At 62.1% G+C, this 22820-nt stretch carries 24 protein-coding genes and 1 tRNA gene; 21 read left to right on the top strand and 4 right to left on the bottom strand.

Annotation, left to right across the window (positions count from 1 at the left end; all coding sequences use genetic code 11):
• The first annotated feature begins 107 nt into the window (after positions 1-107).
• The 6 genes from rapZ to Q0562_RS00855 all read left to right on the top strand — a co-directional run bounded on the left by rapZ (position 108) and on the right by Q0562_RS00855 (position 6533).
• Complete coding sequence (gene rapZ / locus Q0562_RS00880; protein WP_298639875.1) at positions 108-980, top strand: RNase adapter RapZ; 873 nt, start codon at positions 108-110, stop codon at positions 978-980.
• A gap of 26 nt (positions 981-1006) precedes the next feature.
• The gene (grxB, locus tag Q0562_RS00875; protein ID WP_298639873.1) at positions 1007-1654 is read left to right on the top strand and encodes a glutaredoxin 2; all 648 of its coding nucleotides are present in this window, start codon (positions 1007-1009) and stop codon (positions 1652-1654) included.
• 36 nt (positions 1655-1690) lie between these two features.
• Positions 1691-2626 carry a hypothetical protein gene (locus tag Q0562_RS00870; protein WP_298639870.1) on the top strand — a complete coding sequence of 312 codons (936 nt, stop codon included), beginning with the start codon at positions 1691-1693 and terminating at the stop codon, positions 2624-2626.
• Between the two features lie 29 nt (positions 2627-2655).
• Positions 2656-4497, top strand: a complete 1842-nt coding sequence (locus tag Q0562_RS00865) for an ABC transporter ATP-binding protein (RefSeq protein WP_298639867.1) — start codon at positions 2656-2658, stop codon at positions 4495-4497.
• A gap of 137 nt (positions 4498-4634) precedes the next feature.
• Positions 4635-5894, top strand: coding sequence for a serine/threonine transporter SstT (sstT, locus tag Q0562_RS00860; protein WP_298639865.1), 1260 nt, complete (start codon positions 4635-4637; stop codon positions 5892-5894).
• Positions 5895-5930: 36 nt separating this feature from the next.
• Positions 5931-6533 (top strand): VWA domain-containing protein, encoded by a 603-nt coding sequence (locus Q0562_RS00855; protein ID WP_298639862.1) that lies wholly within the window; start codon positions 5931-5933, stop codon positions 6531-6533.
• 187 nt (positions 6534-6720) lie between these two features.
• Here the strand turns inward: Q0562_RS00855 and Q0562_RS00850 are convergent, their stop codons facing one another.
• A complete protein-coding gene (locus Q0562_RS00850; RefSeq protein WP_298639860.1) occupies positions 6721-6969 on the bottom strand; it encodes a hypothetical protein in 249 nt (82 codons plus the stop codon).
• A gap of 17 nt (positions 6970-6986) precedes the next feature.
• Between Q0562_RS00850 and pbpC the strand changes: the two genes are divergently transcribed.
• The 5 genes from pbpC (at position 6987) to manA (ending at position 11870) form a co-directional block, all read left to right on the top strand.
• Positions 6987-8978, top strand: a complete 1992-nt coding sequence (gene pbpC, locus Q0562_RS00845) for a penicillin-binding protein 1C (RefSeq protein WP_298639858.1) — start codon at positions 6987-6989, stop codon at positions 8976-8978.
• A 218-nt stretch (positions 8979-9196) separates the two neighbouring features.
• Entirely contained in the window at positions 9197-9703 is a 507-nt protein-coding gene (locus Q0562_RS00840) for a DUF986 family protein (RefSeq protein ID WP_298639855.1), read from the top strand.
• A complete protein-coding gene (locus Q0562_RS00835) occupies positions 9700-9951 on the top strand; it encodes a hypothetical protein (RefSeq protein WP_298639852.1) in 252 nt (83 codons plus the stop codon). Before Q0562_RS00840 ends, Q0562_RS00835 begins: the two co-directional genes overlap by 4 nt.
• Entirely contained in the window at positions 9948-10610 is a 663-nt protein-coding gene (locus Q0562_RS00830; RefSeq protein ID WP_298639850.1) for a hypothetical protein, read from the top strand. Before Q0562_RS00835 ends, Q0562_RS00830 begins: the two co-directional genes overlap by 4 nt.
• A gap of 72 nt (positions 10611-10682) precedes the next feature.
• Positions 10683-11870 (top strand): mannose-6-phosphate isomerase, class I, encoded by a 1188-nt coding sequence (gene manA / locus Q0562_RS00825; RefSeq protein WP_298639848.1) that lies wholly within the window; start codon positions 10683-10685, stop codon positions 11868-11870.
• A 76-nt stretch (positions 11871-11946) separates the two neighbouring features.
• Here the strand turns inward: manA and prmC are convergent, their stop codons facing one another.
• Positions 11947-12777 (bottom strand): peptide chain release factor N(5)-glutamine methyltransferase, encoded by an 831-nt coding sequence (gene prmC, locus Q0562_RS00820; protein ID WP_298639846.1) that lies wholly within the window; start codon positions 12775-12777, stop codon positions 11947-11949.
• Positions 12778-12911: 134 nt separating this feature from the next.
• On the opposite strand from prmC, the gene Q0562_RS00815 reads away from it, so the two are divergent.
• Positions 12912-13121, top strand: coding sequence for a hypothetical protein (locus Q0562_RS00815; protein WP_298639844.1), 210 nt, complete (start codon positions 12912-12914; stop codon positions 13119-13121).
• A gap of 79 nt (positions 13122-13200) precedes the next feature.
• On the opposite strand, the gene prfA is transcribed toward Q0562_RS00815, so the two are convergent.
• Together prfA and hemA are read right to left on the bottom strand one after the other, a co-directional pair.
• A complete protein-coding gene (gene prfA, locus Q0562_RS00810) occupies positions 13201-14280 on the bottom strand; it encodes a peptide chain release factor 1 (protein WP_298639841.1) in 1080 nt (359 codons plus the stop codon).
• A complete protein-coding gene (gene hemA, locus Q0562_RS00805; protein ID WP_298639837.1) occupies positions 14281-15564 on the bottom strand; it encodes a glutamyl-tRNA reductase in 1284 nt (427 codons plus the stop codon). It abuts the gene before it with no gap.
• Between the two features lie 88 nt (positions 15565-15652).
• Between hemA and Q0562_RS00800 the strand changes: the two genes are divergently transcribed.
• From Q0562_RS00800 to Q0562_RS00760, 9 genes are all read left to right on the top strand, one after another.
• Positions 15653-17347: a tetratricopeptide repeat protein gene (locus Q0562_RS00800; protein ID WP_298639834.1), complete on the top strand. Its 1695-nt coding sequence runs from the start codon at positions 15653-15655 to the stop codon at positions 17345-17347.
• Positions 17331-17885, top strand: a complete 555-nt coding sequence (locus Q0562_RS00795) for a lipoprotein insertase outer membrane protein LolB (RefSeq protein WP_298639832.1) — start codon at positions 17331-17333, stop codon at positions 17883-17885. Before Q0562_RS00800 ends, Q0562_RS00795 begins: the two co-directional genes overlap by 17 nt.
• Before the next feature lie 109 nt (positions 17886-17994).
• Positions 17995-18070, top strand: a tRNA-Gln gene (locus tag Q0562_RS00790).
• A gap of 44 nt (positions 18071-18114) precedes the next feature.
• Complete coding sequence (locus Q0562_RS00785; protein ID WP_298639830.1) at positions 18115-19053, top strand: ribose-phosphate pyrophosphokinase; 939 nt, start codon at positions 18115-18117, stop codon at positions 19051-19053.
• Between the two features lie 69 nt (positions 19054-19122).
• Positions 19123-19764 (top strand): 50S ribosomal protein L25/general stress protein Ctc, encoded by a 642-nt coding sequence (locus Q0562_RS00780; protein ID WP_298639828.1) that lies wholly within the window; start codon positions 19123-19125, stop codon positions 19762-19764.
• A gap of 2 nt (positions 19765-19766) precedes the next feature.
• Positions 19767-20339 (top strand): aminoacyl-tRNA hydrolase, encoded by a 573-nt coding sequence (gene pth, locus Q0562_RS00775; RefSeq protein ID WP_298639825.1) that lies wholly within the window; start codon positions 19767-19769, stop codon positions 20337-20339.
• A gap of 66 nt (positions 20340-20405) precedes the next feature.
• A complete protein-coding gene (gene ychF, locus Q0562_RS00770; protein WP_298639823.1) occupies positions 20406-21500 on the top strand; it encodes a redox-regulated ATPase YchF in 1095 nt (364 codons plus the stop codon).
• A gap of 47 nt (positions 21501-21547) precedes the next feature.
• Positions 21548-22117, top strand: a complete 570-nt coding sequence (efp, locus tag Q0562_RS00765) for an elongation factor P (protein ID WP_006984540.1) — start codon at positions 21548-21550, stop codon at positions 22115-22117.
• A gap of 24 nt (positions 22118-22141) precedes the next feature.
• Positions 22142-22762: a YdbL family protein gene (locus Q0562_RS00760; RefSeq protein WP_298639819.1), complete on the top strand. Its 621-nt coding sequence runs from the start codon at positions 22142-22144 to the stop codon at positions 22760-22762.
• Positions 22763-22820: the final 58 nt, after the last annotated feature.

Below are 22820 nucleotides of genomic sequence, written 5' to 3'. Positions count from 1 at the left end.
GTTTACCTCGTGTTGAAAAGTGTGGCAATTATAACACCCGCCCCGTGCAGGGGCGCGGCGATAAGCCTACAATAACGCCGTATCCACAAAAAGGAACGGACACCGCCATGCTCATCATCACCGGACTGGCCGGGGCGGGCAAAACCATCGCCCTCGACACCCTCGAAGACCTTGGCTACTACTGCATCGACAACCTGCCAAGCGCGCTGCTCGACAGCCTCGTGCGCGATTTCGCCGACAAACAGCCGCAGCCCGTCGCCGTCGCCATGGACTCGCGCAACGCCGCCGACCTCGCCGCCCTGCCGGAAAAAATCCGCAGCCTGCGCGCGCAGGCGGACATCCAGATTCTCTTCCTTACTGCTGACACCGACGTCCTCGTGCGCCGCTACAGCGAAACCCGCCGCCCGCACCCGCTGCACATCCACGCCGAAAACCCGCGCGCCCTGCCGGAAGCCATCGAATACGAGCGGCACCTCCTGAACCCGCTGATGAACCTCGCCGACATCATCCTCGACACCAGCCATTACAGCGTGTACCAGCTCAAAGACCGCCTGCGCACCATCCTCGGCGACGCCGCGCCCTCGCTCATCATCACCCTGCAATCCTTCGGCTTCAAACACGGCACCCCGGTCAATGCCGACTTCCTCTATGACGTGCGCTTCCTGCCGAATCCCTACTGGGATCCCGCCATCCGCGCGTACAGCGGCAGCGATGCACCCATTATCGAATTCCTCGAACGCTACGACGAACCGCGCCGCTTCGTCGCCGACACCGCCGCCTACCTGAAAACCTGGCTGCCCGCCTTCGTGCAGGGCAGCAACCGCGCCTACCTCACCATCGGCATCGGCTGCACCGGCGGCCAGCACCGCAGCGTGTACGTCACCGAAAAAATCGGCGCCCTGCTCAAACCCGACTTCCCCGGCCTGCATATCGAGCACCGCGACCGCAAAGCCTGTGCGTCAGGCAACAGCCATGAATAAATTCACCCACAACCCAGGAGCCAACCATGAAACTCTACATCTACGACCACTGCCCCTTCTGCGTGCGCGCGCGCATGATTTTCGGCCTGCGCGGCCTGCCCGTGGAGATAGAAGTCTTCGCCAACGACGACGAAGCGGGGCCGACTGCGCTTATCGGAGAAAAAGTGGTGCCGATCCTCATCAAGCCCGACGGCACGGCGATGGACGAGAGCCTCGACATCGTGCGCTTCGTGGACGAATACGCGGGCAAAGAACGCCTGGATGAGACCATCCGCCCGGAAATACAGGCCTGGCTGGACAAAGTCGGTAAATACGCCAACAAACTGATTATGCCGCGCTGCGTGCAAATCGGCCTGCCGGAATTTGCGACCGCATCGGCGCGCGCCTATTACACCGCGAAGAAAACCGCCGCTTACGGCGATTTTGCGGCAAACATCGCCCGCACCGCCGAATACCTCGCGCAGCTGCACGCCGATCTGCCCGAACTGGCAGGCCTTATCCACAGTGAGGGCCACATCGGCGAAAGACTTGGCTACGAAGACATCATCACCTTCCCGCTCTTGCGCAACCTGACCATGGTCAAAGGGCTGCAATATCCGGAGCAAATCCGTTTCTACGTCGAACGCATGGCCAAACTCAGCGGCGTGCCGCTCTATGACGACAAGGCGGTGTGAAGCGCCGCCCTCCTCTCTTCGCAAGCGGGGGAGGGATTGCCGGATGGCCGCCATCCGGCCACCAGGAAAGCCCCGCATGGGGCTTTCCTGTATCAGCCGAAGGAGGTTGCGATGCCTTTTAATCCGTTTTTTCTTTATGTGCTCTGCCAGTCCGTCTTGTGCGCGGCAATCGTCTGCATCGGGCAATGGCTGTTTGCGTTGCCGTTGCGCCGGGATGCGGTGCTGAATATCGCGCAGCACAGCTCGCTGTTTCTCGCTTTGGCGGCGCTGCTGTTTTATGCCGTGCATCAGGCGGATGCGTGCTTGCGCCGCCGCCTGGATGCCGCGCGGCTGCCCGCTTATGAACAGCGGTTGGTGTTTGCGCTGGTGGCGGCGCTGTTGCTGTTCGAGGCATTTGTGCTCGGCGCGTGGTTGCGCGAGGGCGTTTTGCTGTGGCGTCTCGCGTGGCTGGGCGCAGTGCTTGACTGGCTGCGGGCGCACAGCGGCGCGCTTCATGACGCGTCCGTTGCGCCGGGCTGGTTCAATATCGAGATACGCGACACGGTATTTGCCGCGCAGTTTGCCGACACCGCCGCGTTTTTGGCCTCACCCGTGGCGGATGGGGTGTTGCTGCTCTTGGGCTTGCAGTTGTGTTTTTTCCCGCTGATGGTGGCGGCTGCTTATCCGCTCTTGTCGCGCCTTCTGGATGAAGCGGGCGTTGCCGCCATCGCGCCGCGCACGCTGTGGTCGCGCGGGCGACGGCTGCGGGCGGTGGTTTATTCGCTCTTCGCCACGCTGTGTCGGTTGCTGATACCGCTCATGCTGATTTTCTGCCCGATGGGGTTTTTCATTGAAGCGGCGGTGGATGCGGCGGCGTGGCGCGAGGCGGCGCTTGCCACGGCGCTGTATTTGCCGCTGTTTGTCTTCGCATGGCGTTATCCCGGCGGCCGGCGGGATGTGCCGCGCCGGAGCCGCCCGGCCGCCGCGCTATAATCCCGCTTTTCTTCATCACCGAGGTTTTCATGTTCGACAAAATCGAGCGGCGCACGTCGCCCTTTCCCACCGACTGGGCCGAAACGCCGCCGCAGCGGTTGTTGCCCTTTATCCGTTATTACTGTCGCGGCTTTTATGCGCCGCTCGTTATCATCATGCTGGCGGGGATTGGCGTTGCCGTGCTGGAAGTGCTGCTGTTCGGCTTTATCGGCGACATCGTCAACTGGCTCGGCGCGCGCTCGCCCAATACGCTGTTGCAGGAGGAGGGCTGGCACCTCGCCCTGATGGGCCTCGTGGTGCTGGTGTTCCTGCCGCTGTGCAATCTCGTCGGCACTGTCGCGCGTAACCAGATGATTATGGGCAACATGCCGATGGCGGTGCGCTGGCGGATGCACAACTACCTGCTGGGGCAGAGTCTCAGCTTCTATCAGGATGAATTTTCCGGCCGCGTCTCGGCGAAGGTGATGCAGACGGCGCTGGCGGTGCGCGCCGTCGCCACCAGCTGCATGGACGTGATGGTCTATGTCGTCGCCTATTTCTTCTCCATCATCGCGCTGATGGCCAGCCAGCACTGGGCGATGCTCGTCCTGATGCTCGCCTGGCTCGCCGCTTACGCCACCATCATCAGCCATTTCCTGCCGCGCCTGAAACGCGTCGCCGAGGAACAGGCGGATGCGCGCTCGACCATGACCGGGCGCATCACCGACGCCTACACCAACATCGCCACCGTCAAGCTCTTCGCCCACACGCGGCGCGAGGCGGACTACGCGCGCGGCGCCATGCACGAATTTCTCGCCACCGTGTACCGCCAGTTCCGCATGGTCTCGACGCTGGATATCTGCCTCTTCACCCTCAACTACTCGCTCTTCTTCCTGATTGGCGCGGTCGGCATCACCCTGTGGCTGCACGGCGCGCTCAGTGTCGGTTCGATTGCCGTCGCGGGCGGCCTTGCCCTGCGCCTGAACGGCATGTCCACCTGGGTGATGTGGGAAATCGGCGGCCTCTCGGAAAACATCGGCACCGTCACCGACGGCATGACGATGATGACCCGCCCTGTCGCCGTGCAAGACCGCCCGGATTGCGAAGAACTGGAAGTCACGCGCGGCGAAATCGCCTTCGACCGCGTCAGCTTCGGCTACCACCAGGACGACGTGAAAAAGCCGCACATCCTGCACGACCTCTCGCTCAACATCCGTCCCGGCGAAAAAATCGGTCTGGTCGGACGCAGCGGCGCGGGCAAATCGACCCTGGTCAACACCCTCTTGCGCTTCTACGACCTGGACGGCGGTGAAATCCGCATTGACGGGCAGAACATCGCCGCCGTCAGCCAGGACAGCCTGCGCCGCCACATCGCCATGGTGACGCAAGACACCTCGCTGCTGCACCGCTCGGTGCGCGACAACATCCTCTATGGTCGCCCGGACGCGACAGAAGAAGAACTGCAACGCGCCATCGAACAGGCGGAAGCGGGCGACTTCATCGCCGGCCTTTCCGACAGCTACGGCAATACCGGACTGGACGCGCAAGTGGGCGAACGCGGCGTCAAACTCTCCGGCGGGCAGCGGCAGCGCATCGCCATCGCCCGCGTGCTGCTCAAAGACGCGCCCATCCTCATCCTCGACGAAGCCACCTCGGCGCTCGACAGCGAAGTGGAAGCCGCCATCCAGCAAAGCCTGAACCGCCTGATGGCGGGGAAAACCGTGATTGCCATCGCGCACCGACTCTCCACCATTGCGGCGATGGACCGCCTCGTCATCCTCGACGGTGGCCGCATCGTCGAACAGGGCAGCCACGACGAACTGCTGGCAAGCGGCGGCATCTACGCGCAGCTGTGGGCGCGGCAGACCGGCGGCTATCTCGGCGGGGAATGAAACAAACGGCGGGCCACCGCCGTCCAAGCGGCGGCAAAAGGCAGCGGCACTGCGCCGCCCCTCGCCCCGGAACACCCCGGAGCGCGCGGGAAAAACAGGTAATATAGCCACCCCTTCAACCACTACAAGGAACCCCCATGCGCGACCTCCTCCGCTGGCTCAACCGCAGCCTCGTTCGCCAAATCATCATCGCCATGCTGCTCGGCATCATCATCGGCCGCATCCTCATGCAGACCGGCACACCGCAGCCCGATGGCACCTATCTCGTCCCCGCCGCCGCATACTTCCAGATCCTCGGCGAGTTCTTCACCAAAGCCCTGCGCGCCGTCGCTCCCATCCTCGTCTTCATCCTCATCACCCACGCCATTTCCCGCCACCGCCAGGGGCAGGCACGCGGCCTGAAAAGCATCATCGGTCTCTACATCGTCGGTACCTTCGCCGCCGCTGCCATCGCCGTTTTTGCGAGTACCCTCTTCCCGACCGAACTCTACCTGCAAAGTGCCGAAGACACCGCCGCCGCGCCGGAAAACCTCAATGCCGTGCTCACCGCGCTGCTCTTCAAGATGACCGACAACCCGGTGAACGCCACCGTGCAGGGCAACTACATCGGCATCCTCACCTGGGCCATCCTCAGTGGTATCGCCCTGCGCCACGCCAGCGACACCAGCAAAATTGCCCTCGACGACGCCGCCCGCGTCATCCACTACATCGTCGGCATCGTCATCCGCATCGCACCCTACGGCGTCTTCGGCCTCGTTACCGCCACCGTCGCCACCACCGGCTTTTCCACCTTCGCCACCTACGCCCGCCTCATCGCCGTCCTCCTCGGCAGCATGGCCGTGGTCGCCCTTCTGGTGAACCCGTTCTTCGTCTGGATCATGCTGCGCAAGAACCCCTACCCGCTCGTCTGGCGCTGCCTCACCCAAAGCGGCATCCCCGCCTTCTTCACCCGCAGCTCGGCGGCGAACATCCCGATCAACCTCAACCTCAGCGAGCAGCTCGGCCTGCGCGAAGAGACTTACAGCATCAGCATCCCGCTTGGCGCGACCATCAACATGGCGGGCGCGGCCATCACCATCGCCGTCCTCTCGCTCGCCGCCGCGCACACCCTGCACCTCGCCGTGCACCCGCTGAACGCGCTCATCCTCTGCTTCCTCGCCACCCTGGGCGCAGCCGGTGCCTCCGGCGTTCCCGGCGGTTCGCTGATGCTCATCCCGATGGCCTGCTCGCTGCTCGGCATCGACGGCCAGACCTCGGCGCAAGTCATCGCCATCGGTGTGCTTATCGGCGTCATCCAGGACAGCGCCGAAACCGCGCTCAACTCCTCCTCGGACGTGATCTTCACTGCCGCCGCCGACCTTGCCGACCGGCGCAAAAATGGCGCAACTACCGCCTGACGACAAAAAAACCGCGTAGCGACTTCGCTGCGCGGTTTGCACACAGAACAGAATTCGGCAGAAAAAATAAAAGATACATCCATGCGACGTTTTCCTATCTATATTTGTATCGATACCTCCGGCTCCATGCACGGTGAACCCATAAAAAGGGTTTATAAATATTTAACAATACTTGAGTCCAGGCTACACCAAGATCCCTATATGTTGGAGATGGCTTATCTGAGTACCATTACTTACAATGTTCATGCTAAAGAAACAGAGCCACTGACAAAATTAGAATTAAGGAAACTTCCCTTCTCTACGCAGGAATTTACTTGTAGCGGTGCAAGCTGCCTCGGTGCGGCGCTTGAACTGGTAGTGCAATCGGTCAGGCGTAATTGCATCCGCTCTACTGCCAACTCTAAAGGCGATTACAAACCTGTTCTCCTCATTTTTACGGATGGCAAACCCAGCGACCCGTTTGCTTACCACGCGATGATTCCAACAATTCGGGCTTTATCTCCAGATATTGGGATCTTCACTATCGGGCAGAAGGCTGATTTGGTCGCCCTGAAACAGCTGACCGACACCATTATTCCTCTGGAAACTGCAACAATAAACGATTTTTATAATATTTGGATGTATCGTTTTCGGTCTTAACCGACTGTTACTCCAAAAGATTAAACACATCTGCCGATAACCCCCATCCACATCATTTCAACGGACTGATTACCGCCCTATGACAAGATTATTTTTTTATTTTGGTATGACAATAAACAACAAAATCCGACAGAAAAAATAATATGCCGTGCATAAACACATTCGCCAATAATCCATTAGCGAGGTTTCAAAATCCCGCCTCCTTTAACGCCCGCTGCAACTGCGAAAACGCGTGTTCGCGCAAAATGCGAAACTGCGCCTCGTCAATCTCGCCGTTAGCGAGCTGACATTCCAGCGAAAACATAATCCGCTCAAAAGCGGCTTCCGCCGCCGCGCGCGCTTCCAGGCGCCCCTGCACACCGCGCGCGCGCCGCCAGTCGCGGCCAATCTTCCACACCACAAACGCGACCAGCGCAAACCACAACAAAAATTTCATACCGACCTCGCAAACCAATGAAGCGCACCATTTTCCACATAATCCTCGGCCTTTGCCTGACAACCTTGCTCGCCATCCTCACCCTGCTGCGTCTTGACCGTGCCTACCCGCCCGACATTCACGCCTGCACCGACTATTCGCCCGTCGTCCACGACCGCCACGGCGCCGTGCTGCACAGCTACCTCACCGCCGACGGCAAACGCCGCCTGCCGCCGGGCGCCCTGCCCGACACCTACCAAAAACTCCTGCTCAACTACGAAGACCGCCGCTACTACGCGCACCACGGCATCGAAATCCGCGCCATCCTGCGCGCCCTGTGGCAAAACCTGCACGGACGGCGCACCGTCTCCGGCGCCTCCACCCTCACCATGCAGGCGGCGCGCCTCAACTACCACACCGCGCACGACCTCGGCGGCAAAATCAAACAAAGCCTGCGCGCCCTGCAACTCGAATACCACTACGACAAAGCGACCATCCTCAACTGCTACGCTACCCTCGCGCCAATGGGCGGCAACCTCGAAGGCATCCGTGTCGGCGCCTGGTACTACTTCGGCAAAGCCCCGGCTGAACTCTCCACCAGCGAAACCGCCTGGCTCATCGCCCTGCCACAATCGCCGAACCGCCTGGCCGACCCCGTCCGCGCCCGCGCTGCGCGTGACCGCATCCTCGACAGCGCCGCCGCGAACGGCATCATCAGCCAGGAAACCTTGCGAAACGCCAAACGCGAACCGCTGCACCCTGCGCCGCACCCCTTCCCGCAACACGCACCGCACTACGCCGCCCTCGCCCTGAAACGCGGCGAACACCGCACCACCCTCGACGGCAGCCTGCAAAGCCAGCTCGAAACCACCCTCAGCGCCGCCCTCGAACAACGCCCGCCGCGCAGCAACCTCGCCGCGCTCATCCTCGACAACACCAGCGGCGAAACCCGCGCCTACCTCGGCAGCGCGGCGTATCACAACAAAGAACGCCTCGGCGCGAACGACCTGCTCACCGCCATCCGCTCGCCCGGCAGCACCCTGAAACCCTACATCACCCTCTACGCGCTGGATCGCTACCGCATGCACCCGCAGACCCTCATCGACGACACCCCGCTTGAAGGCAGCTACAACCCGGCGAACTACGACCAACAATACCTGGGCCGCATCACCCTCGCCGAAGCCCTGCAAAAATCGCGCAACACCCCGGCAGTACGCCTGCTGTCCCGCATCGGTGCCGATACCCTCGCGAGCTGGCTCGAAGAAAACGGCCTGCCGCTCGCTACCCTCGACAACAGCCCGCCCAACCTCACCCTGGCCCTCGGCGGCGTCGGCATCCGCGCCACCGACCTCGCCGGCCTCTACCGCAAACTCGCCAACTGCACCTACCGCCCCGAACTGCCCGCACCGCTTGCCAGCCAGCGCGCCTGCCTGCAAACCAGCCAAATCCTGCAAAAAGTCGGCGACAGCCGGGGCGCGCTCACCTATGGCGCCGAACCCGTCGCCCTGAAAACCGGCACTGCCTACGGCTGGCGCGACCTGTGGGCGATCGCCTACACCCGCGACTACACCGTGCTGCTTTGGGCGGGGCGCGCCGACGGCGGCTACAGCGACCAGCGCGCCAGCGTCGATGCCCTTATCCCCATCATGCGGCAAATCATCGCCTTCCTGCCCAACCCGCCACGCCGCTACACCGCGCCGAAAGCCGCCTGGAACACCAAAGGTGACACCGGCGCGCCGCCGCCCGCGCCCGTCCTGCGCATCACTGCGCCGGTGGATGGCGCCATCATCGAAAACCGGGGTCAGGCCATCACCCTACAAACCAACGGCAACAACCCGCCCTACCTGTGGCTCGTCAACCGCGAACTGCTGGGACAGAGCCACACTCCGCAGACCCTGTGGCAACCGGAAGGCGACGGCGACTACGACATCGAGACCACCGACCGCGCCGGCAACCACGCCCGCATCCACATCCGCCTGCAAAACCCGCAGCAAAAACCGGCGACGGTAAAACTGCAAGCGGCACCATAAAAGGTGTGGGAAGGTGGCGCAGGCGGCGGCTTTGCGCAAGGGCAGGAGGGGAAGGGGAAGAACAGGATGCACGGCGGGAGACCGCTGCGGGGAATACTGCGGATTGCCGCCAGGCGCTGCGGGCGGAGTCGGCGGTGCGCGGGAAGGCGGTAACAGCACCGCCGGCACTGACGCAAACCCTGTAAGATGCCGCCGAACCCACCGCTCCGGAAACCGCCATGCTGACCACCCTCACCCTCTGCCTTATTGACCTCGCCTATGCCGCCTTCCTCATTTACGACGGCTGGGTGCAGGCACAGCGCTTCGGCAAGACACAAGTCGCCGTACGCCTGCGCCGCCGCCTCGCCGATGCCGTCTTCCTCAACCTCATCGTCGCCGCTGCCCTCTATCATGAAATCAGCATGCGCCACACCGTGAACAGCCTCGCCCTCGGCGGCTTCTTCCTGCTCGTCCTCATCCACGGCCTGCGCTACCCGAAATGGCGGCTGAAAAAAGACGGCTTCACCGCCGGCGGCCGCTACTGGCCGTACGACGCCATCGCCGCCATGCAGCTTTCCGAAGACGGTGTGCTCGTCCTCACCCTCACCAACGGCCAACCTGTTGTCCTGCCCGTCGCCCGCATTGAAGACCTCGAAGCCGCCGCCGCTTTCTTCACCGGCGCAGAGGCGCTGCAACACCTCTTCCACCGCGCCGCGCCGCCCGCCGGCGGGGGCAAAACCGCATGACCGCCGCCGCACAACTTGCCGCCCTCCTCGCCGCCAATGCCGCTGCAGCTTACCCCGGCCTCGACCGCAGTCCCGCCGCCCGGCAGGAACGCGCCCGCCACCAGGCCCGTCTCGCGCGCAAAAACCGTATCGAAGGCCTGCCGCCGCCCGATGACTTCGAGGCGCAACTCATCCGCCACCTCGTTGACGGCGACATCAGCCCGGCGCAGTACATCGCCCTCCTCCGCCTGCCCAAGGAAACATCATGACCACCCCCGCCGACCCCTGCCCGCAAATCCGCCGCCTCTACGCCCTCGATGATGGCGACTACGGTTACAGTGCCGCCGAACTCGCGCCGCTGCACGCCCTCTGCGGCACCCTGCCCGCCGTCCTCGCCCACTACTACCGCACCCTCGGCAAACACCGCGAACTGAACCACACCCAGGACGACCTGCTCACCCCGGACAACGCCGCCCGCGAACAAGCCCCCGGCCACCTCGTCTTCTATACCGAAAACCAGGGCTGCTGCGTGTGGGGCATCCGCCACGACGACCTGCACCGCGCCGACCCGCCGGTGTGGGTCAGTGAAGACCGCCAACACTGGCAACAAGAAAGCGCGACCACCGGCGCTTTCCTGCTGGCGATGGCGCACCTGCAAGCGATGTTCGCCCTGCCCTACGGCGGCGATGACGGCTTTTACCAACTGGATGGCGCGGCGCGCCGCGAACTGGAACGCTACTTCCGCCGCAAACCCTTTGGCTTTGCGCACTGGCTGTGCGGCATCGCCATCTACGGCAATCACGACAGCGACAGCATCGTCCTGCTCAACGCCGGCGAAGCCGACACCCAGCTCAAATACGCCTCGTCAGACGCGGCACACTTCGCGGCGATGGACGCCATCCTCAGCGGACTGGGCGAACCGTTGTAACGGCGGCAAGCCACTTCGCCCCCATCCCGCAAAAGCGGTAGCATGACGGCACACCCACACACGGAGAACCCCATGCTTTACCGCTTGCACGGCACCATCCAGCCCTACGCTTGGGGCGGTTACGACTACATCCCGCAACTCCTGCGGCGCGAGCCCGGCGAGAAACCCGCCGCCGAACTGTGGTTCGGCGACCACCCGCAGGCACCCGCCACCATCGACGCCGACGGCCGCCTGCTGCCGCTGGACGCCTGGATTGCCGAAAACCCCGCGCGCGCCCTCAGCGCCCATTCACGCCGGCGCTTTGGCGACCGCCTGCCGTATCTGCTGAAAATCCTCGATGTGCGCCTGCCGCTCTCCATCCAGCTCCACCCCGACAAGGCGCAGGCGGAAGCGGGCTACGCGCGCGAAGAAGCGGCGGGAATCGCCCGTGACGCGCCGACGCGCAACTACCCCGACGACAACCATAAACCGGAAAGCATGATCGCCCTCGGCGACTTCTGGCTGCTGCACGGCTTCGCCCCGCCCGACATCATCGCCCGCCGCCTCGATGCCCGCCCCGCCCTCGCGCCCATCGCCGCCCTTATCCGGCAACACGGCCTGCATGAAGCCTACGCCCGCATCATGCAGGCACCGCGCGCCACCCTTGCCGCCTGGCTCGCCCCGCTCTTCGCCGCGCCCGCGCCGGAAGACGTTTCGGACAATCCCGACTACTGGCTGCACTACGCCGCACGCGCCATGCACATCGACCCCGCCCGCCCCGACCCCGGCCTGCTCTCCTTCTACCTCTTCAACATCGTCCACATGAAAACGGGCGAAGGCATCTTCCAGCGCGCCCGCCTGCCGCACGCCTACCTGCGCGGGCAGAACATCGAACTGATGGCCGCTTCCAACAACGTCCTGCGCGCCGGGCTCACCCCGAAACACATCGACATTGGCGAACTGCTGCGCATTGTCGATGCCAACCCGGTCAACCCCGCCATCCTGCCGCCGCCCGCGCCCGGCAACCACGCGCCTTATGCCTATCCCGCGCCGGTGGACGACTACACCCTCACCACCATCCACCTGCCCGATGGCGCAAACCTGCCGCTCGCCAACCCGGAGGCGACCATCCTCCTCAACCTCGCGGGCCGCCTGCGCGTGACCGGGGCAGGCAACAGCCTCGAACTGCACGGCGGCGAAGCGGCCTACCTCACCCCGGGCAGCCGCGTCCACCTCGACGCGCTGGAAGATGGCTACACCGTGATCGCGAGCAACCGCTGACACCAGGCCCAGGAAATAAAACGGTTTTCGCAGGCGGGCTTCAGCCCGTCCTGCGCCCGCCAAGCGGCTGGTGCCACTAGCCGCGCTTTTGCATTTCCGTGTAGCGGTCGCGGCGGGCGTAATCCTGCCCGGTCGCGATGTGCTGCCAGACCGGATGGCGGGCGGCACGATTGCGCAGCGTCTCGCCCTGTTGCCGTCCGTGTTCCATGATGAGCCAGCCGTCCGTTTTCAGCACGCGCGGCGCACCGTCCATGATGGCGAAGAGATCGCGGTAGCCGTCATCGGCGGCGACCAGCGCGCTTGACGGTTCGTGGTGGAGCGCGGCGAGGTGCGGGTCATTGGGGGCGATATAGGGCGGGTTGCTGATGATGAGGTCGGCGCTCGCATCGGCAAAGGGCGAGAGCCAGTCGCCATGCAGGAAGCGGACGTTGGCAATGCCGAGGCGGTGCGCGTTGGCGGCGGCGACAGCGAGGGCATCAAGACTTTGGTCGCTGCCGCGCACGATGGCATCGGGGCGGGCGGAGGCAATCGCCAGCGCCAGCGCGCCGCTGCCGGTGCCGAGGTCGAGCACGGCCGGGCGGTGCATGCCGCGCAGCAGATGGAGGGCGCGTTCGGCCACCGCTTCGCTGTCGCTGCGCGGGATGAGGGTGGCGCGGCTGACGGCGAGATCGAGGCCGCAGAAAGGCTGGTTGCCGAGCAGGTAGGCGAGCGGTTCGCCCGCGTGCAGGCGGGCGGCGAGCGCGTCAAGCGCCGCTTCTTCGCCCGCCGTGAGGTCGGGGTCGTGGATGCGTTGTCGTGTCAGGCTGAGGCCGGTGACGAAGGCGGCAAGGTGGCGGGTTTCGATGAGGGCGACATCTGTATCGGGATGGGCGGCGGCGCTGCGGATAATCCAGTGGCTAAGTTTCATGAGTGTGGCGGCAGGGGTGCAATAGAGGGCGGAGACAAGACGTCCGTCCGCGCTACTGTATTATTTTGCGCCGCCCGGCGCGATATTTTGGTATAACGGATGCCCGTTTTTTATTTCAACAGAGGTTTTTCATCATGACCGAGCAACACACCATCCAGTCTCCGGTTTTCTCCGTCGCCGCCGCCCTCTTTGCCCCGATCGTGCTGGGCCTGACGATGTATTTCACCATCACCCACATCAGCACGATTACCCCGCCCGACAAGAGCGATGCTTCGGGTGTCGCCGCTATCGAGCAACTGAATACGGCACGGGTTTCCGCGCAGTCTCCCACCGCTCCCCGTTGATAGTGCCGTTGCGCATAAAAAAGCCTGTCCTTGCGACAGGCTTTTTTGTTGCCGCCCCGTGTCGGCAGGCAAGGCGGCGTCAGCCGTTTTGCAGGGCGAGCAGGGCATTGGCTTCCTGTTCTTGTTGCAGCGGGATGATGACGGCGTCCAGCCCGCCTTCCAGCACGTCGGCGAGGCTGTACAGGGTGAGGTTGATGCGGTGGTCGGTAACGCGGCTTTGCGGGTAGTTGTAGGTGCGGATGCGTTCGCTTCTGTCACCGCTGCCGACCAGGCTTTTGCGCTCGGCCGCCTGTTCGTCCTGCGCTTTTTGCCGCTCGATGTCCAAAAGGCGTGCGGCAAGCAGGCGCATGGCTTTGGCGCGGTTTTTGTGTTGTGAGCGTTCTTCCTGGCATTCGACGACGATACCGCTTGGCAGGTGAGTGATGCGGATGGCGCTGTCGGTTTTGTTGATGTGCTGGCCGCCGGCACCGGAGGCGCGGTAGGTGTCCACTTTGAGATCCGCCGGGTTGATGTCGATGGGTTCGATTTCATCGGCCACGGGCAGGATGGCGACGGTCGCCGCCGAGGTGTGGATGCGCCCGCCGGATTCGGTTTCGGGGACGCGCTGCACGCGGTGCGCGCCGGATTCGTATTTGAGGGTGGAATAGACGTTTTCTCCGCTGATTTGGCTGATGATTTCTTTGTAGCCGCCGTGTTCGCCGGGGTTTTCGCTGAGGATGTCGAGTTTCCAGCGTTTTGCTTCGGCGTATTTGCCGTACATGCGGAAGAGGTCGCCCGCGAAGATGGCGGCTTCGTTGCCGCCGGTGCCGGCGCGGATTTCGAGATAGACATCGGCACCGTCCAGCGGGTCTTTGGGAATCATGTGGCGGGCGAGGGCGTGTTCGTTGGCGGCGATTTGCGCTTCGAGCGCCGGGCGTTCGGCGGCGGCGAGTTCGGCCATGTCGGGGTCTGCCGCGAGGTCGGCGAGGTCGGCGAGTTCTTGTTCGAGGCGGGCGGTGTCGTCGAGGATGGTGATGACGGGCGCGATTTGCGCGTGTTCCTGCGCGTAGCGGCGCAGCAGGGCGGTGTCGGCGGCGGTCGCCGGGTCGGCGAGCAGGGCGTTGAGTTCTTCGTGGCGTTCGCGCAGGCTGGCGAGTTTTTCGCGGATGGCGGGGTGCATTCAGGGGTTCTCGTGGGTTTCGGTTTTGAAGGTGTCGGCAATGATGGCCAGCCAGTCTTTGTGATCCGGCGGGATGGCGTGGATGAGTTCGCTCGGGTTGTGCAGCAGTTTGTTGGTGAGTTTGCGGCTGAGTTGTTCGAGCAGATGCGCGGGGTCTTCGCCGTGCGCGAGGCGGCGGTAGCTTTCTTGCAGGAGTTGTTCGCGGATGGTGTTGGCGTTTTCGCGCATTTTGCGCACGATTTGTTGCTGGGGTTTGGAACGCAGCCAGCCGATGAGGTCGTCGCTGTAAAGGTTGATGATGGCTTCGGCCTGGCGCGCGGCGCTTTGCCGGGCTTTGAGGTTGTCGTCGATGATTTGCGCGAGGTCGTCCACGTCGTAGAGGAAGGCCTGGTTGAGGGTGTCGATGGCGGGGTCGAGGTTGCGCGGAATGGCGAGGTCGATGAAGACTTGCAGGTGGTTGCGCCGCCGTCTTAGTGCTTCTTTGGTGTGTTCGCGGCTGATGAGGAGGTGGTCGCTGCGTGCTGCGCCGATGATGATGTCGGCTTCGTGCAGTTGGGCGGGCAGTTGTTCGAGGCTGATGGCGAAGCCGCCGTGCTCTTCGGCGAGTTTTTGCGCGTGAGCGAGGGTACGGTTGGCGATGATGAGGCGTTTGATGTCGGTGTCTTTGAGGTATTTGGCGACGAGTTGGGCGGTTTCGCCCGCGCCGATGATGAGGGCGGTGCGGCGGTTGTGGTCGTCGAAGAAGCGGTGGGTGAGTTTGACGCCGGCGGCGGCAACGGAGACGTTGTTGGCGCCGATGGCGGTGCTGTGGCGGATTTGTTTGGCGACGGCGAAACTTTGCTGGAAGAGGCGTTCGAGGACGCTGCCGATGGTGCCCGCCTGCCGGGCGAGGCGGTAGGCCTGCTTGATTTGCCCGAGGATTTGCGGTTCGCCGACGATGAGGGAGTCGAGGCCGCTGGCGACGCGGTAGATGTGGCGGATGGCCTCGCGGTCGTGCACGCGGAAGGTGAGCGGGGCGAGCGCGGCGGGGGCGAGGTGTTTGCAGGCGGCGAGCCAGGCGGCGAGTTGCGCGGCGTGTCCGCCGACGGCGTAGATTTCGCTGCGGTTGCAGGTGGAGAGCAGGGCGACTTCGTCCACGCCGGTCTGCCGGCGGCAGTCGGCAAGGGCGGCGGCGGTTTCTTCCGGGGTGAAGGCGATTTTTTCGCGCACGGCGGCGTCGGCGGTGTGGTGGTTGAGGCCGTAGGCGGTAATGGTTTTTACGGGTTCGTCAAGGGGGGTCAACATATGGTCATTATTTTTTTGATGCTTCTATTTTAAGCTATCGCGCTTTCTCTTTCAGCCGATGGTGGATAGGTTGCCACGCCGTAATTGTTTGTCTTTTGCTTTGTTCTGCGCGCTGCCGTCTTTGTATGTGCAGGCTTTTGCCGTACCCGCGCAGAAGCGGGCCCAGCAGGAGTGGTCGCAGCCCGCGCAGTGGCTCTACGGCGCGATGACGGCGCGTTTTGAGGATCATGCGGGCAAGTATTCGGCCGCGCTGGACACGATGGCCGAGGTCGCGGTGCAAAGCGGCGAGTATGACGCGCTGGAATATGGTTTCGGCCTCGCCTGGGATACGCGGGATTTTGTCCGCGCGGAGAAGATCGCCCGCGCCTGGCTCGGCGCGTTCCCGCAGGACGAAGCGGCGCGGCTGGCGCTGTTGCGTGTGCTGCTTGCCGACGGACGCAGTAATGAGGCGCTGGGGCATATAACGACGCTGTTGGAGCGGGACGGAGGGCCGCAGATGGTGGCGCAGGTGTTCCGCGCGCTGGCGGATTTGCCGGATGGCACAGTGCGGCTGGATTTGTTGCAGCAGCTGGCCGGGCTGTTCCCGAAGAACCCGTATATTTTTTATTATTTGGGGCTGATGGCCAAGGAGCAGGGCAAGGTGACAGTCGCGCTGGACGCGTTTGACCGCGCGATTGCGCTGGACGGCAACTGGCGCGAGCTGGAATTGATGCAGGCCCAGGTGCTGGCGAGCATCGGCAGGTTGCAGGATGCGCGCAAGATTATGGACAGGATGACGACACGTTACCCGCAGGATACGAATGTGCTCTCGGCGTATGTGGATATGCTGGCCGCGCATTATCAGTGGCAGGATGCGCTGCCGCTGGCGCTGCGCTGGCAGGAATTGCAGCCGCAGGACAGTGCAGTGCGGCAGCTGGTGGCGCAGTTGTATGCTTCCGCCGGGAATTTCCCCGCTGCGTCGCAGGCGTTTCGCGAGTTGCTGGACGCGCGGCGGATCGATCTCAACACGTATCTGTTTTTCGTTGCCAACGCCGCCGAACGTGCGGGGCAGACAGATATGGCGGTATCGATGCTGGGCGAGGTCAGCAAGGATTCGACCCGCTATTTGCAGGCGCAGGAACAGTTGGCATTGCTCGCTTTCCGGCGCGGCGCTTATGATTCGGCGCAGGCGCGTTTTGCCGCATTGCGCAAGGATTTCCCCGATGACGCACAGGTGCTGGATACCTATTTGATTGAAGCGGCGCAGTTGCAGCAGGCGAAGCAGTGGAAGCGGCTGGAAACGCTGTTGCAGGAAGCGCTCGCCCGTTATCCCGATCAGGTGGATTTGCTGTATGTCCTCGCCGAATATCACGCCGCACACGGGCAGATTGAGGACGCCGCCGCGCAGTTTGCCAAGATTCTCGCCATCGACCCGGCCAATATCGACGCGCTCAACGCTTACGGCTATCTACTGTTGACGCAAACGAATGACGCGGAAAAAGCGGCAGAGTTGATTGAGGAAGCCATCAAGCTGTACCCCGATTCACCGGCGATTCAGGACAGCTACGGCTGGCTGCTGTTCCGCCAGGGCAAGACGGAAGAGGCACTATCCTGGCTGCGGCGCGCTTACGCCGCCTACCGCAGCAACGAGATTTCCGCGCACTATATCGAGGCGCTCTATGCCGCCGGTGAAAAGGCGCTGGCACAAGAGGTCTATCGCTACGAGCGGCAAGGTCAGCCGGACAACGCGTCGCTGAAAGAAATTGGCAAAAAACTGAAACTGGAACATGGCAAGAAAAAATAACAAAAACATCATCCGGGTGCTGGCTCTCGCACTGCTGCTGGCCGGTTGCGCGCAAACGCCGCCGACGGATGCCACGCAGCCGCAGGTGTATGTCGCCTTCAACCCGCAACGCTGGCTGGCCGAGGGCAAAATCGCCCTGCGCTATCCGGAATGCTCGAAAGTGCATGGCTGCAAGGAAAAAAGCGTCATGGCGACCGCCGCTTGGACGCATCAAAACAAGACGGAAATGCTGGTTCTGTCTGACCCGATGGGGCAGGAACGGATGCGGATTACCTATGGCAACGGCGTGGTCAGCGTGCGCGAAGGCTCGCAAGAACGCAGTTTCAACCGCGCCGATATGATTCGCGAAATGGGTATGCCGCTGCCCTTTGAATCATTGGCTGCCTGGCTGACGACAAAACGAGCTGATGAAACCTTCGATGCCGAAGGCTGGCATGTCGAACTGGGCGACTGGCAGGGTACGCATTACCGCAGTATCCGCCTGCGGCAAAAGGACTATCAGACACGCCTCGTCGTGCAAAATATGTATGCGATATAGCAAGATGCACAAAAAGCTGTCTTTTCCCTTGCGGGGCAATGACAAATCGCTATAATGCCCGCCTCGCGCTGACAGCGGCAGAGGACGGGCGGAACATCCGCCATAATACTGGGGTGTCGCCAAGTGGTTAAGGCACCGGGTTTTGATCCCGGCATTCGTAGGTTCGAATCCTTCCACCCCAGCCATCTTTCCTTCCCATATGCAAGGTGAACACGTGTCCAGAGGCAGCATGACCGTATTCACGGGCAATGCCAATCCGCAACTTGCCCGTCAGATCGTTCAGCATCTCGGCTTGCCGCTCGGCAATGCCATAGTCGATAAATTCTCGGATGGCGAAATCCGCGTCGAACTGCAAGAAAACGTACGCGGCAAGGATGTTTTCGTTATCCAGCCGACCAGTCATCCGACCAATGACAGCATCATGGAACTGCTCATTTTGAGCGATGCCTTGCGCCGGGCTTCTGCCAACCGCATTACTGCCGTTATCCCCTACTTTGGCTATTCCCGTCAGGATCGTCGTCCGCGCTCGGCACGGGTGCCGATTTCCGCCAAAGTCGTCGCCAACATGATTGTTGGCGTCGGCATAGATCGCGTTCTCACGCTTGACCTGCATGCCGACCAGATTCAGGGATTCTTTGATTTCCCGGTGGACAACATCTACGCCACGCCCATCATCCTCAATGACCTGCTGGCACAGGACTTCAAAAACCCGGTAGTCGTCTCGCCGGATATTGGCGGTGTCTTGCGGGCTCGTGCTACTGCCAAGCAAATGAATGCCAAACTGGCCATCATCGACAAACGCCGTCCGCGGCCGAATGAATCCGAAGTGATGAACATCATCGGTGACAGCATCGAAGGCTGCGACTGCATCCTGGTGGATGACATGGTTGACACCGCCGGCACCCTGACCAACGCCGCGACAGCCTTGAAAGAACGCAACGCGCGTTCCGTTACTGCTTACTGCACCCACGCCATCCTCTCCGGCAAAGCTATCGAAAACATCGAGGCATCCGGCATGGATCAACTGATTGTGACGGATTCCATCGCCCTGCGCGAACCGGCCAAAGCCTGCAAGAAAATCCGCGTCCTGTCCATTGCCGGACTGGTGGCGGAAAGCATCCGCCGCATTCACGTGGAAGAATCCATTTCTTCGCTGTTCGTCAACTGAACCGGACGAATACGAAAAACAGGAGAGCGCTGGTCGCAAGCGCTCTTTTTTATCTTTAAGGAGAAAAATATGAGTAACTACGCTTATACCCTGAGTGCCAAAGTCCGCCAGGACAACGGGAAAGGTGCGAGCCGCCGCCTGCGTCGGGAAGGACTGGTACCCGCCATCATCTACGGCGGTGAAGACAAACCGCTATCCATCGCCCTCTCGCAAGACGCACTGGTGCGCTACGGCAAATTCGACAGCTTCTACTCACAAATCATCTGCCTGCAAGTTGAAGGGCAGGGTGATGTCGAAGTCATCGTGCGTGACGTACAACGCCACCTCTACAAACCGCTGTATCAGCATCTTGACTTCCAGCGCGTCGTGCGTGGTCAGGAACTGCAAGCCACCGTCAGCCTGCACTTTGCCAACGAAGAAAGCAGCGTCGGCGTCAAGGCGGGCGGCTTGGTCGAACACCATCTCAACAGTGTGGACATTATCTGTTTGCCGCGTGACCTGCCGGAAAACATCACCGTTGATATGGCAGAGGTTGCCTTGGGTGATGTAATCCATCTGCGTGATCTCAAACTGCCGCAAGGTGTGCGCCTCGTTCACGATGACGAACGCGCCGATGCCGTTGTCGCGCAAATCGTTCATCCGAACCGTGCGGCAGCCGCTGACGACAGTGATGGTGAAAGCGCCGCATCAAGCGACAGCGATGCCGAATAAACATGATCAAACTGATCGTCGGCCTCGGTAATCCCGGGGAACGCTACCAAAAAACCCGCCACAACGCGGGTTTTTGGTTATTGGATCAACTGGCGGTAAACGAAGGCGCCCGTCTCGTCGAAGACAAAAAATTCCAGGGTGAGTACGGCAAAATCTTTTTGGCCAACCAGCCGCTGCACCTGCTCAAGCCGCTCACCTTTATGAACGCCAGCGGGCGGGCGGTGAGTGCTATGGCCAAATTCTATGACATCGCCCCGGAAGAAATCCTCGTTGTCCATGACGAACTCGACTTGCCCGAAGGTGCGGTCAAACTCAAATACGGCGGCGGACACGGCGGGCATAACGGCCTGCGCGACATTATCGCCGCGCTCGGCAGCAAAGACTTTTACCGCCTCCGTCTCGGCATCAACCATCCGGGCGACCGCAACCAGGTCATAGATTACGTCCTGCACCCGCCAGGCAAAGTCGAGCAGGCACAAATCGACACCGCCATCACGCGCGGCCTGCACATCCTGCCGGTTCTGCTGCAAGAAGGTGCGGAAAAAGCCATGCACCGCCTGCACAGTACCGCCTGAAACAGACATAAAAACCGCCGCGATTCACAATGCGGCCGTTTCACACGAAACAAGAGGAAACACCACATGGGATTCAACTGCGGCATCGTCGGCCTGCCGAACGTCGGCAAGTCCACCCTCTTCAATGCCCTGACCAACGCGGGCATTGATGCGCAAAATTACCCCTTTTGCACCATTGAGCCCAACACCGGCATCGTCTATATGCCCGATCCGCGCCTGGATGCACTGGCAGCCATTGTCAAACCCGAACGCGTCCTGCCGACCACCATGGAATTCGTGGACATCGCCGGCCTCGTCGCCGGCGCATCCCAGGGTGAAGGACTGGGCAACCAGTTCCTCGCCAACATTCGCGAGACAGACGCCATCGCCCAAGTCGTGCGCTGCTTCGATAACGACGACGTCGTCCATGTCGCAGGCAAAATTGACCCGTTGAGCGACATTCAGGTCATCGAAAGCGAGCTGATACTGGCTGACCTGGCCTCGCTGGAAAAAGCCCAGCAACGCCTGGCCCGCATCGCCAAAGGCGGTGACAAAGACGCCAAGCTCAAACTCGACATCATCGCCCGTCTTACCCCGCATCTTGAAGACGGCAACCTTGCGCGCACCCTGCCGCTGGCCGACGAAGAGAAAAAAGCCCTGCGCGAACTCTTCCTGCTCACCATGAAGCCGATGATGTACGTCGCCAACGTGGACGAAGCGCACATTAACGGCGACAACGCCTACGTGCAGCAAGTGCGCGACAAAGCCGGACAAAGCGGTGCCGTCGTCGTCACCGTTTGCGCGGCGATTGAAGCCGAACTGTCGCAACTGGAAGGCGACGAACAGGGCGAATTGCTCGCCGGTTACGGCCTTGCCGAACCCGGCCTGAACCGCGTCATCCGCGCCGGGTACGACCTGCTCGGTCTCGGCACCTACTTCACCGCCGGGGTCAAAGAAGTCCGCGCCTGGACCATGCCCGCCAACGCCACCGCGCCGCAGGCCGCAGGCGTCATCCACACCGACTTCGAGCGCGGCTTCATCCGTGCCGAAGTCATCGCCTACGACGACTTTATCCGCTACCACGGCGAAGCGGGTGCCAAAGAAGCCGGTAAATGGCGGCTCGAAGGCAAAGACTACCGCGTTCAGGAAGGCGACATCATTCATTTCCGCTTCAACGTCTGATTCCGCTAACATAGCGCCCTCACCACACAACACACTAAGGAACCCCAATGGCAAACTACTCAACCAACGAATTCAAGGCCGGCCTGAAAATCATGCTTGACGGCGACCCCTACAACATCGTCGAAAACGAATTCGTCAAACCCGGCAAAGGCCAAGCCTTCAACCGCGTCAAAGTCCGCAACCTCAAAACCGGCCGCGTCATCGAGCGCACCTTCAAATCCGGCGACAGCGTCGAAGCCGCCGATGTGCACGAAACCGAAATGCAATACCTCTACAAAGACGAAAGCAGCTGGCACTTCATGCACCCCGAGACCTTCGAACAACTGCAAGCCGATGCCGCCGCCGTCGCCGACGCCGACAAATGGATGCTCGAACAGGCGCTGTGCACCGTCGTCCTCTGGAACGGCAACATCATCAGCGTTACCGCGCCGAACTTCGTCGAACTCAAAGTCGTGGACACCGACCCCGGCCTGCGCGGCGACACCTCGGGCGGCGGCGGCAAACCGGCCACCCTCGAAACCGGCGCCGTCGTCCGCGTGCCGCTCTTCATGAACATTGGCGACGTCATCCGCGTCGATACCCGCAGCGGCGAATACCTCGGACGCGCCAAAGAATAACCCCCGCACGGGAAGGAGCACACCATGCTCAGCCGCAGCCTCGCCCTGCTTGCCCCCATCGTCGTCGTTTCCTGCGTCACCGTCAACATCTACTTCCCGGCGGCGGCCGTCGAAAAAGCCGCCGACCAAATCATCCACGATGTCTGGCGGCAAAACAGCGGCAACCGGAGTGCAACCGACGGCGCACCACAAGAAACCGCACCGGCAAAAAGCGGACACAGCGCGCATCGCCTTGATCCGCGCCACATCCTCATCGCCGTGCTGAACGGCATCAGCAGCGAAGCCCACGCGCAAAACGTGGACTTCAATGCCACCTCGCCGCAAATCGAGCAAATCAAGGCGCGCATGGCGGGGCGCTTCGGCGAACTGCGCCCCTTTCTCGACAAAGGCGCGATCGGCCTCACCGCCGACGGCCTTATCGCCGTGCGCGACGCGGGCGCCGCCGAAATGCGCGACCGCGCCCGCATGAACCAGCTCGTCAACGCCGAAAACAAAGACCGCAAAGCCCTCTACCAGGCCATTGCGGATGCCAACAACCAGCCAAACTGGGCGGCACAAATCCAGAAAACCTTCGCCGAACGCTGGATCAGCCAGGCCGGCAAAGGCTGGTGGTACCAAAGCGGCGGCGGCTGGAAACAGAAATAAAACCCTATTCGTGAGATGCCTGAAAACAGGCTTCTCACAAATCCATGCAGCATGGGGA

This window comes from uncultured Cardiobacterium sp., from assembly GCF_938028825.1.
Classification (GTDB): domain Bacteria; phylum Pseudomonadota; class Gammaproteobacteria; order Cardiobacteriales; family Cardiobacteriaceae; genus Cardiobacterium.
The sequence above is the reverse complement of the archived record's forward strand: the minus strand, read 5'-3'. Positions and strand labels throughout refer to the sequence as shown.

What these genes read in the sequence shown, in the direction of transcription:
- Q0562_RS00850 (WP_298639860.1), bottom strand. Translation starts at nt 6,969, where the DNA reads ATGAAATTTTTGTTGTGGTTTGCGCTGGTCGCGTTTGTGGTGTGGAAG.
- pth (WP_298639825.1), top strand. Translation starts at nt 19,767, where the DNA reads ATGATCAAACTGATCGTCGGCCTCGGTAATCCCGGGGAACGCTACCAA.
- Q0562_RS00785 (WP_298639830.1), top strand. Translation starts at nt 18,115, where the DNA reads ATGACCGTATTCACGGGCAATGCCAATCCGCAACTTGCCCGTCAGATC.
- rapZ (WP_298639875.1), top strand. Translation starts at nt 108, where the DNA reads ATGCTCATCATCACCGGACTGGCCGGGGCGGGCAAAACCATCGCCCTC.
- Q0562_RS00830 (WP_298639850.1), top strand. Translation starts at nt 9,948, where the DNA reads ATGACCACCCCCGCCGACCCCTGCCCGCAAATCCGCCGCCTCTACGCC.
- Q0562_RS00835 (WP_298639852.1), top strand. Translation starts at nt 9,700, where the DNA reads ATGACCGCCGCCGCACAACTTGCCGCCCTCCTCGCCGCCAATGCCGCT.
- ychF (WP_298639823.1), top strand. Translation starts at nt 20,406, where the DNA reads ATGGGATTCAACTGCGGCATCGTCGGCCTGCCGAACGTCGGCAAGTCC.
- pbpC (WP_298639858.1), top strand. Translation starts at nt 6,987, where the DNA reads ATGAAGCGCACCATTTTCCACATAATCCTCGGCCTTTGCCTGACAACC.
- Q0562_RS00780 (WP_298639828.1), top strand. Translation starts at nt 19,123, where the DNA reads ATGAGTAACTACGCTTATACCCTGAGTGCCAAAGTCCGCCAGGACAAC.
- hemA (WP_298639837.1), bottom strand. Translation starts at nt 15,564, where the DNA reads ATGTTGACCCCCCTTGACGAACCCGTAAAAACCATTACCGCCTACGGC.
- grxB (WP_298639873.1), top strand. Translation starts at nt 1,007, where the DNA reads ATGAAACTCTACATCTACGACCACTGCCCCTTCTGCGTGCGCGCGCGC.
- Q0562_RS00795 (WP_298639832.1), top strand. Translation starts at nt 17,331, where the DNA reads ATGGCAAGAAAAAATAACAAAAACATCATCCGGGTGCTGGCTCTCGCA.
- manA (WP_298639848.1), top strand. Translation starts at nt 10,683, where the DNA reads ATGCTTTACCGCTTGCACGGCACCATCCAGCCCTACGCTTGGGGCGGT.
- Q0562_RS00760 (WP_298639819.1), top strand. Translation starts at nt 22,142, where the DNA reads ATGCTCAGCCGCAGCCTCGCCCTGCTTGCCCCCATCGTCGTCGTTTCC.
- efp (WP_006984540.1), top strand. Translation starts at nt 21,548, where the DNA reads ATGGCAAACTACTCAACCAACGAATTCAAGGCCGGCCTGAAAATCATG.
- Q0562_RS00865 (WP_298639867.1), top strand. Translation starts at nt 2,656, where the DNA reads ATGTTCGACAAAATCGAGCGGCGCACGTCGCCCTTTCCCACCGACTGG.
- prfA (WP_298639841.1), bottom strand. Translation starts at nt 14,280, where the DNA reads ATGCACCCCGCCATCCGCGAAAAACTCGCCAGCCTGCGCGAACGCCAC.
- Q0562_RS00815 (WP_298639844.1), top strand. Translation starts at nt 12,912, where the DNA reads ATGACCGAGCAACACACCATCCAGTCTCCGGTTTTCTCCGTCGCCGCC.
- sstT (WP_298639865.1), top strand. Translation starts at nt 4,635, where the DNA reads ATGCGCGACCTCCTCCGCTGGCTCAACCGCAGCCTCGTTCGCCAAATC.
- Q0562_RS00840 (WP_298639855.1), top strand. Translation starts at nt 9,197, where the DNA reads ATGCTGACCACCCTCACCCTCTGCCTTATTGACCTCGCCTATGCCGCC.
- prmC (WP_298639846.1), bottom strand. Translation starts at nt 12,777, where the DNA reads ATGAAACTTAGCCACTGGATTATCCGCAGCGCCGCCGCCCATCCCGAT.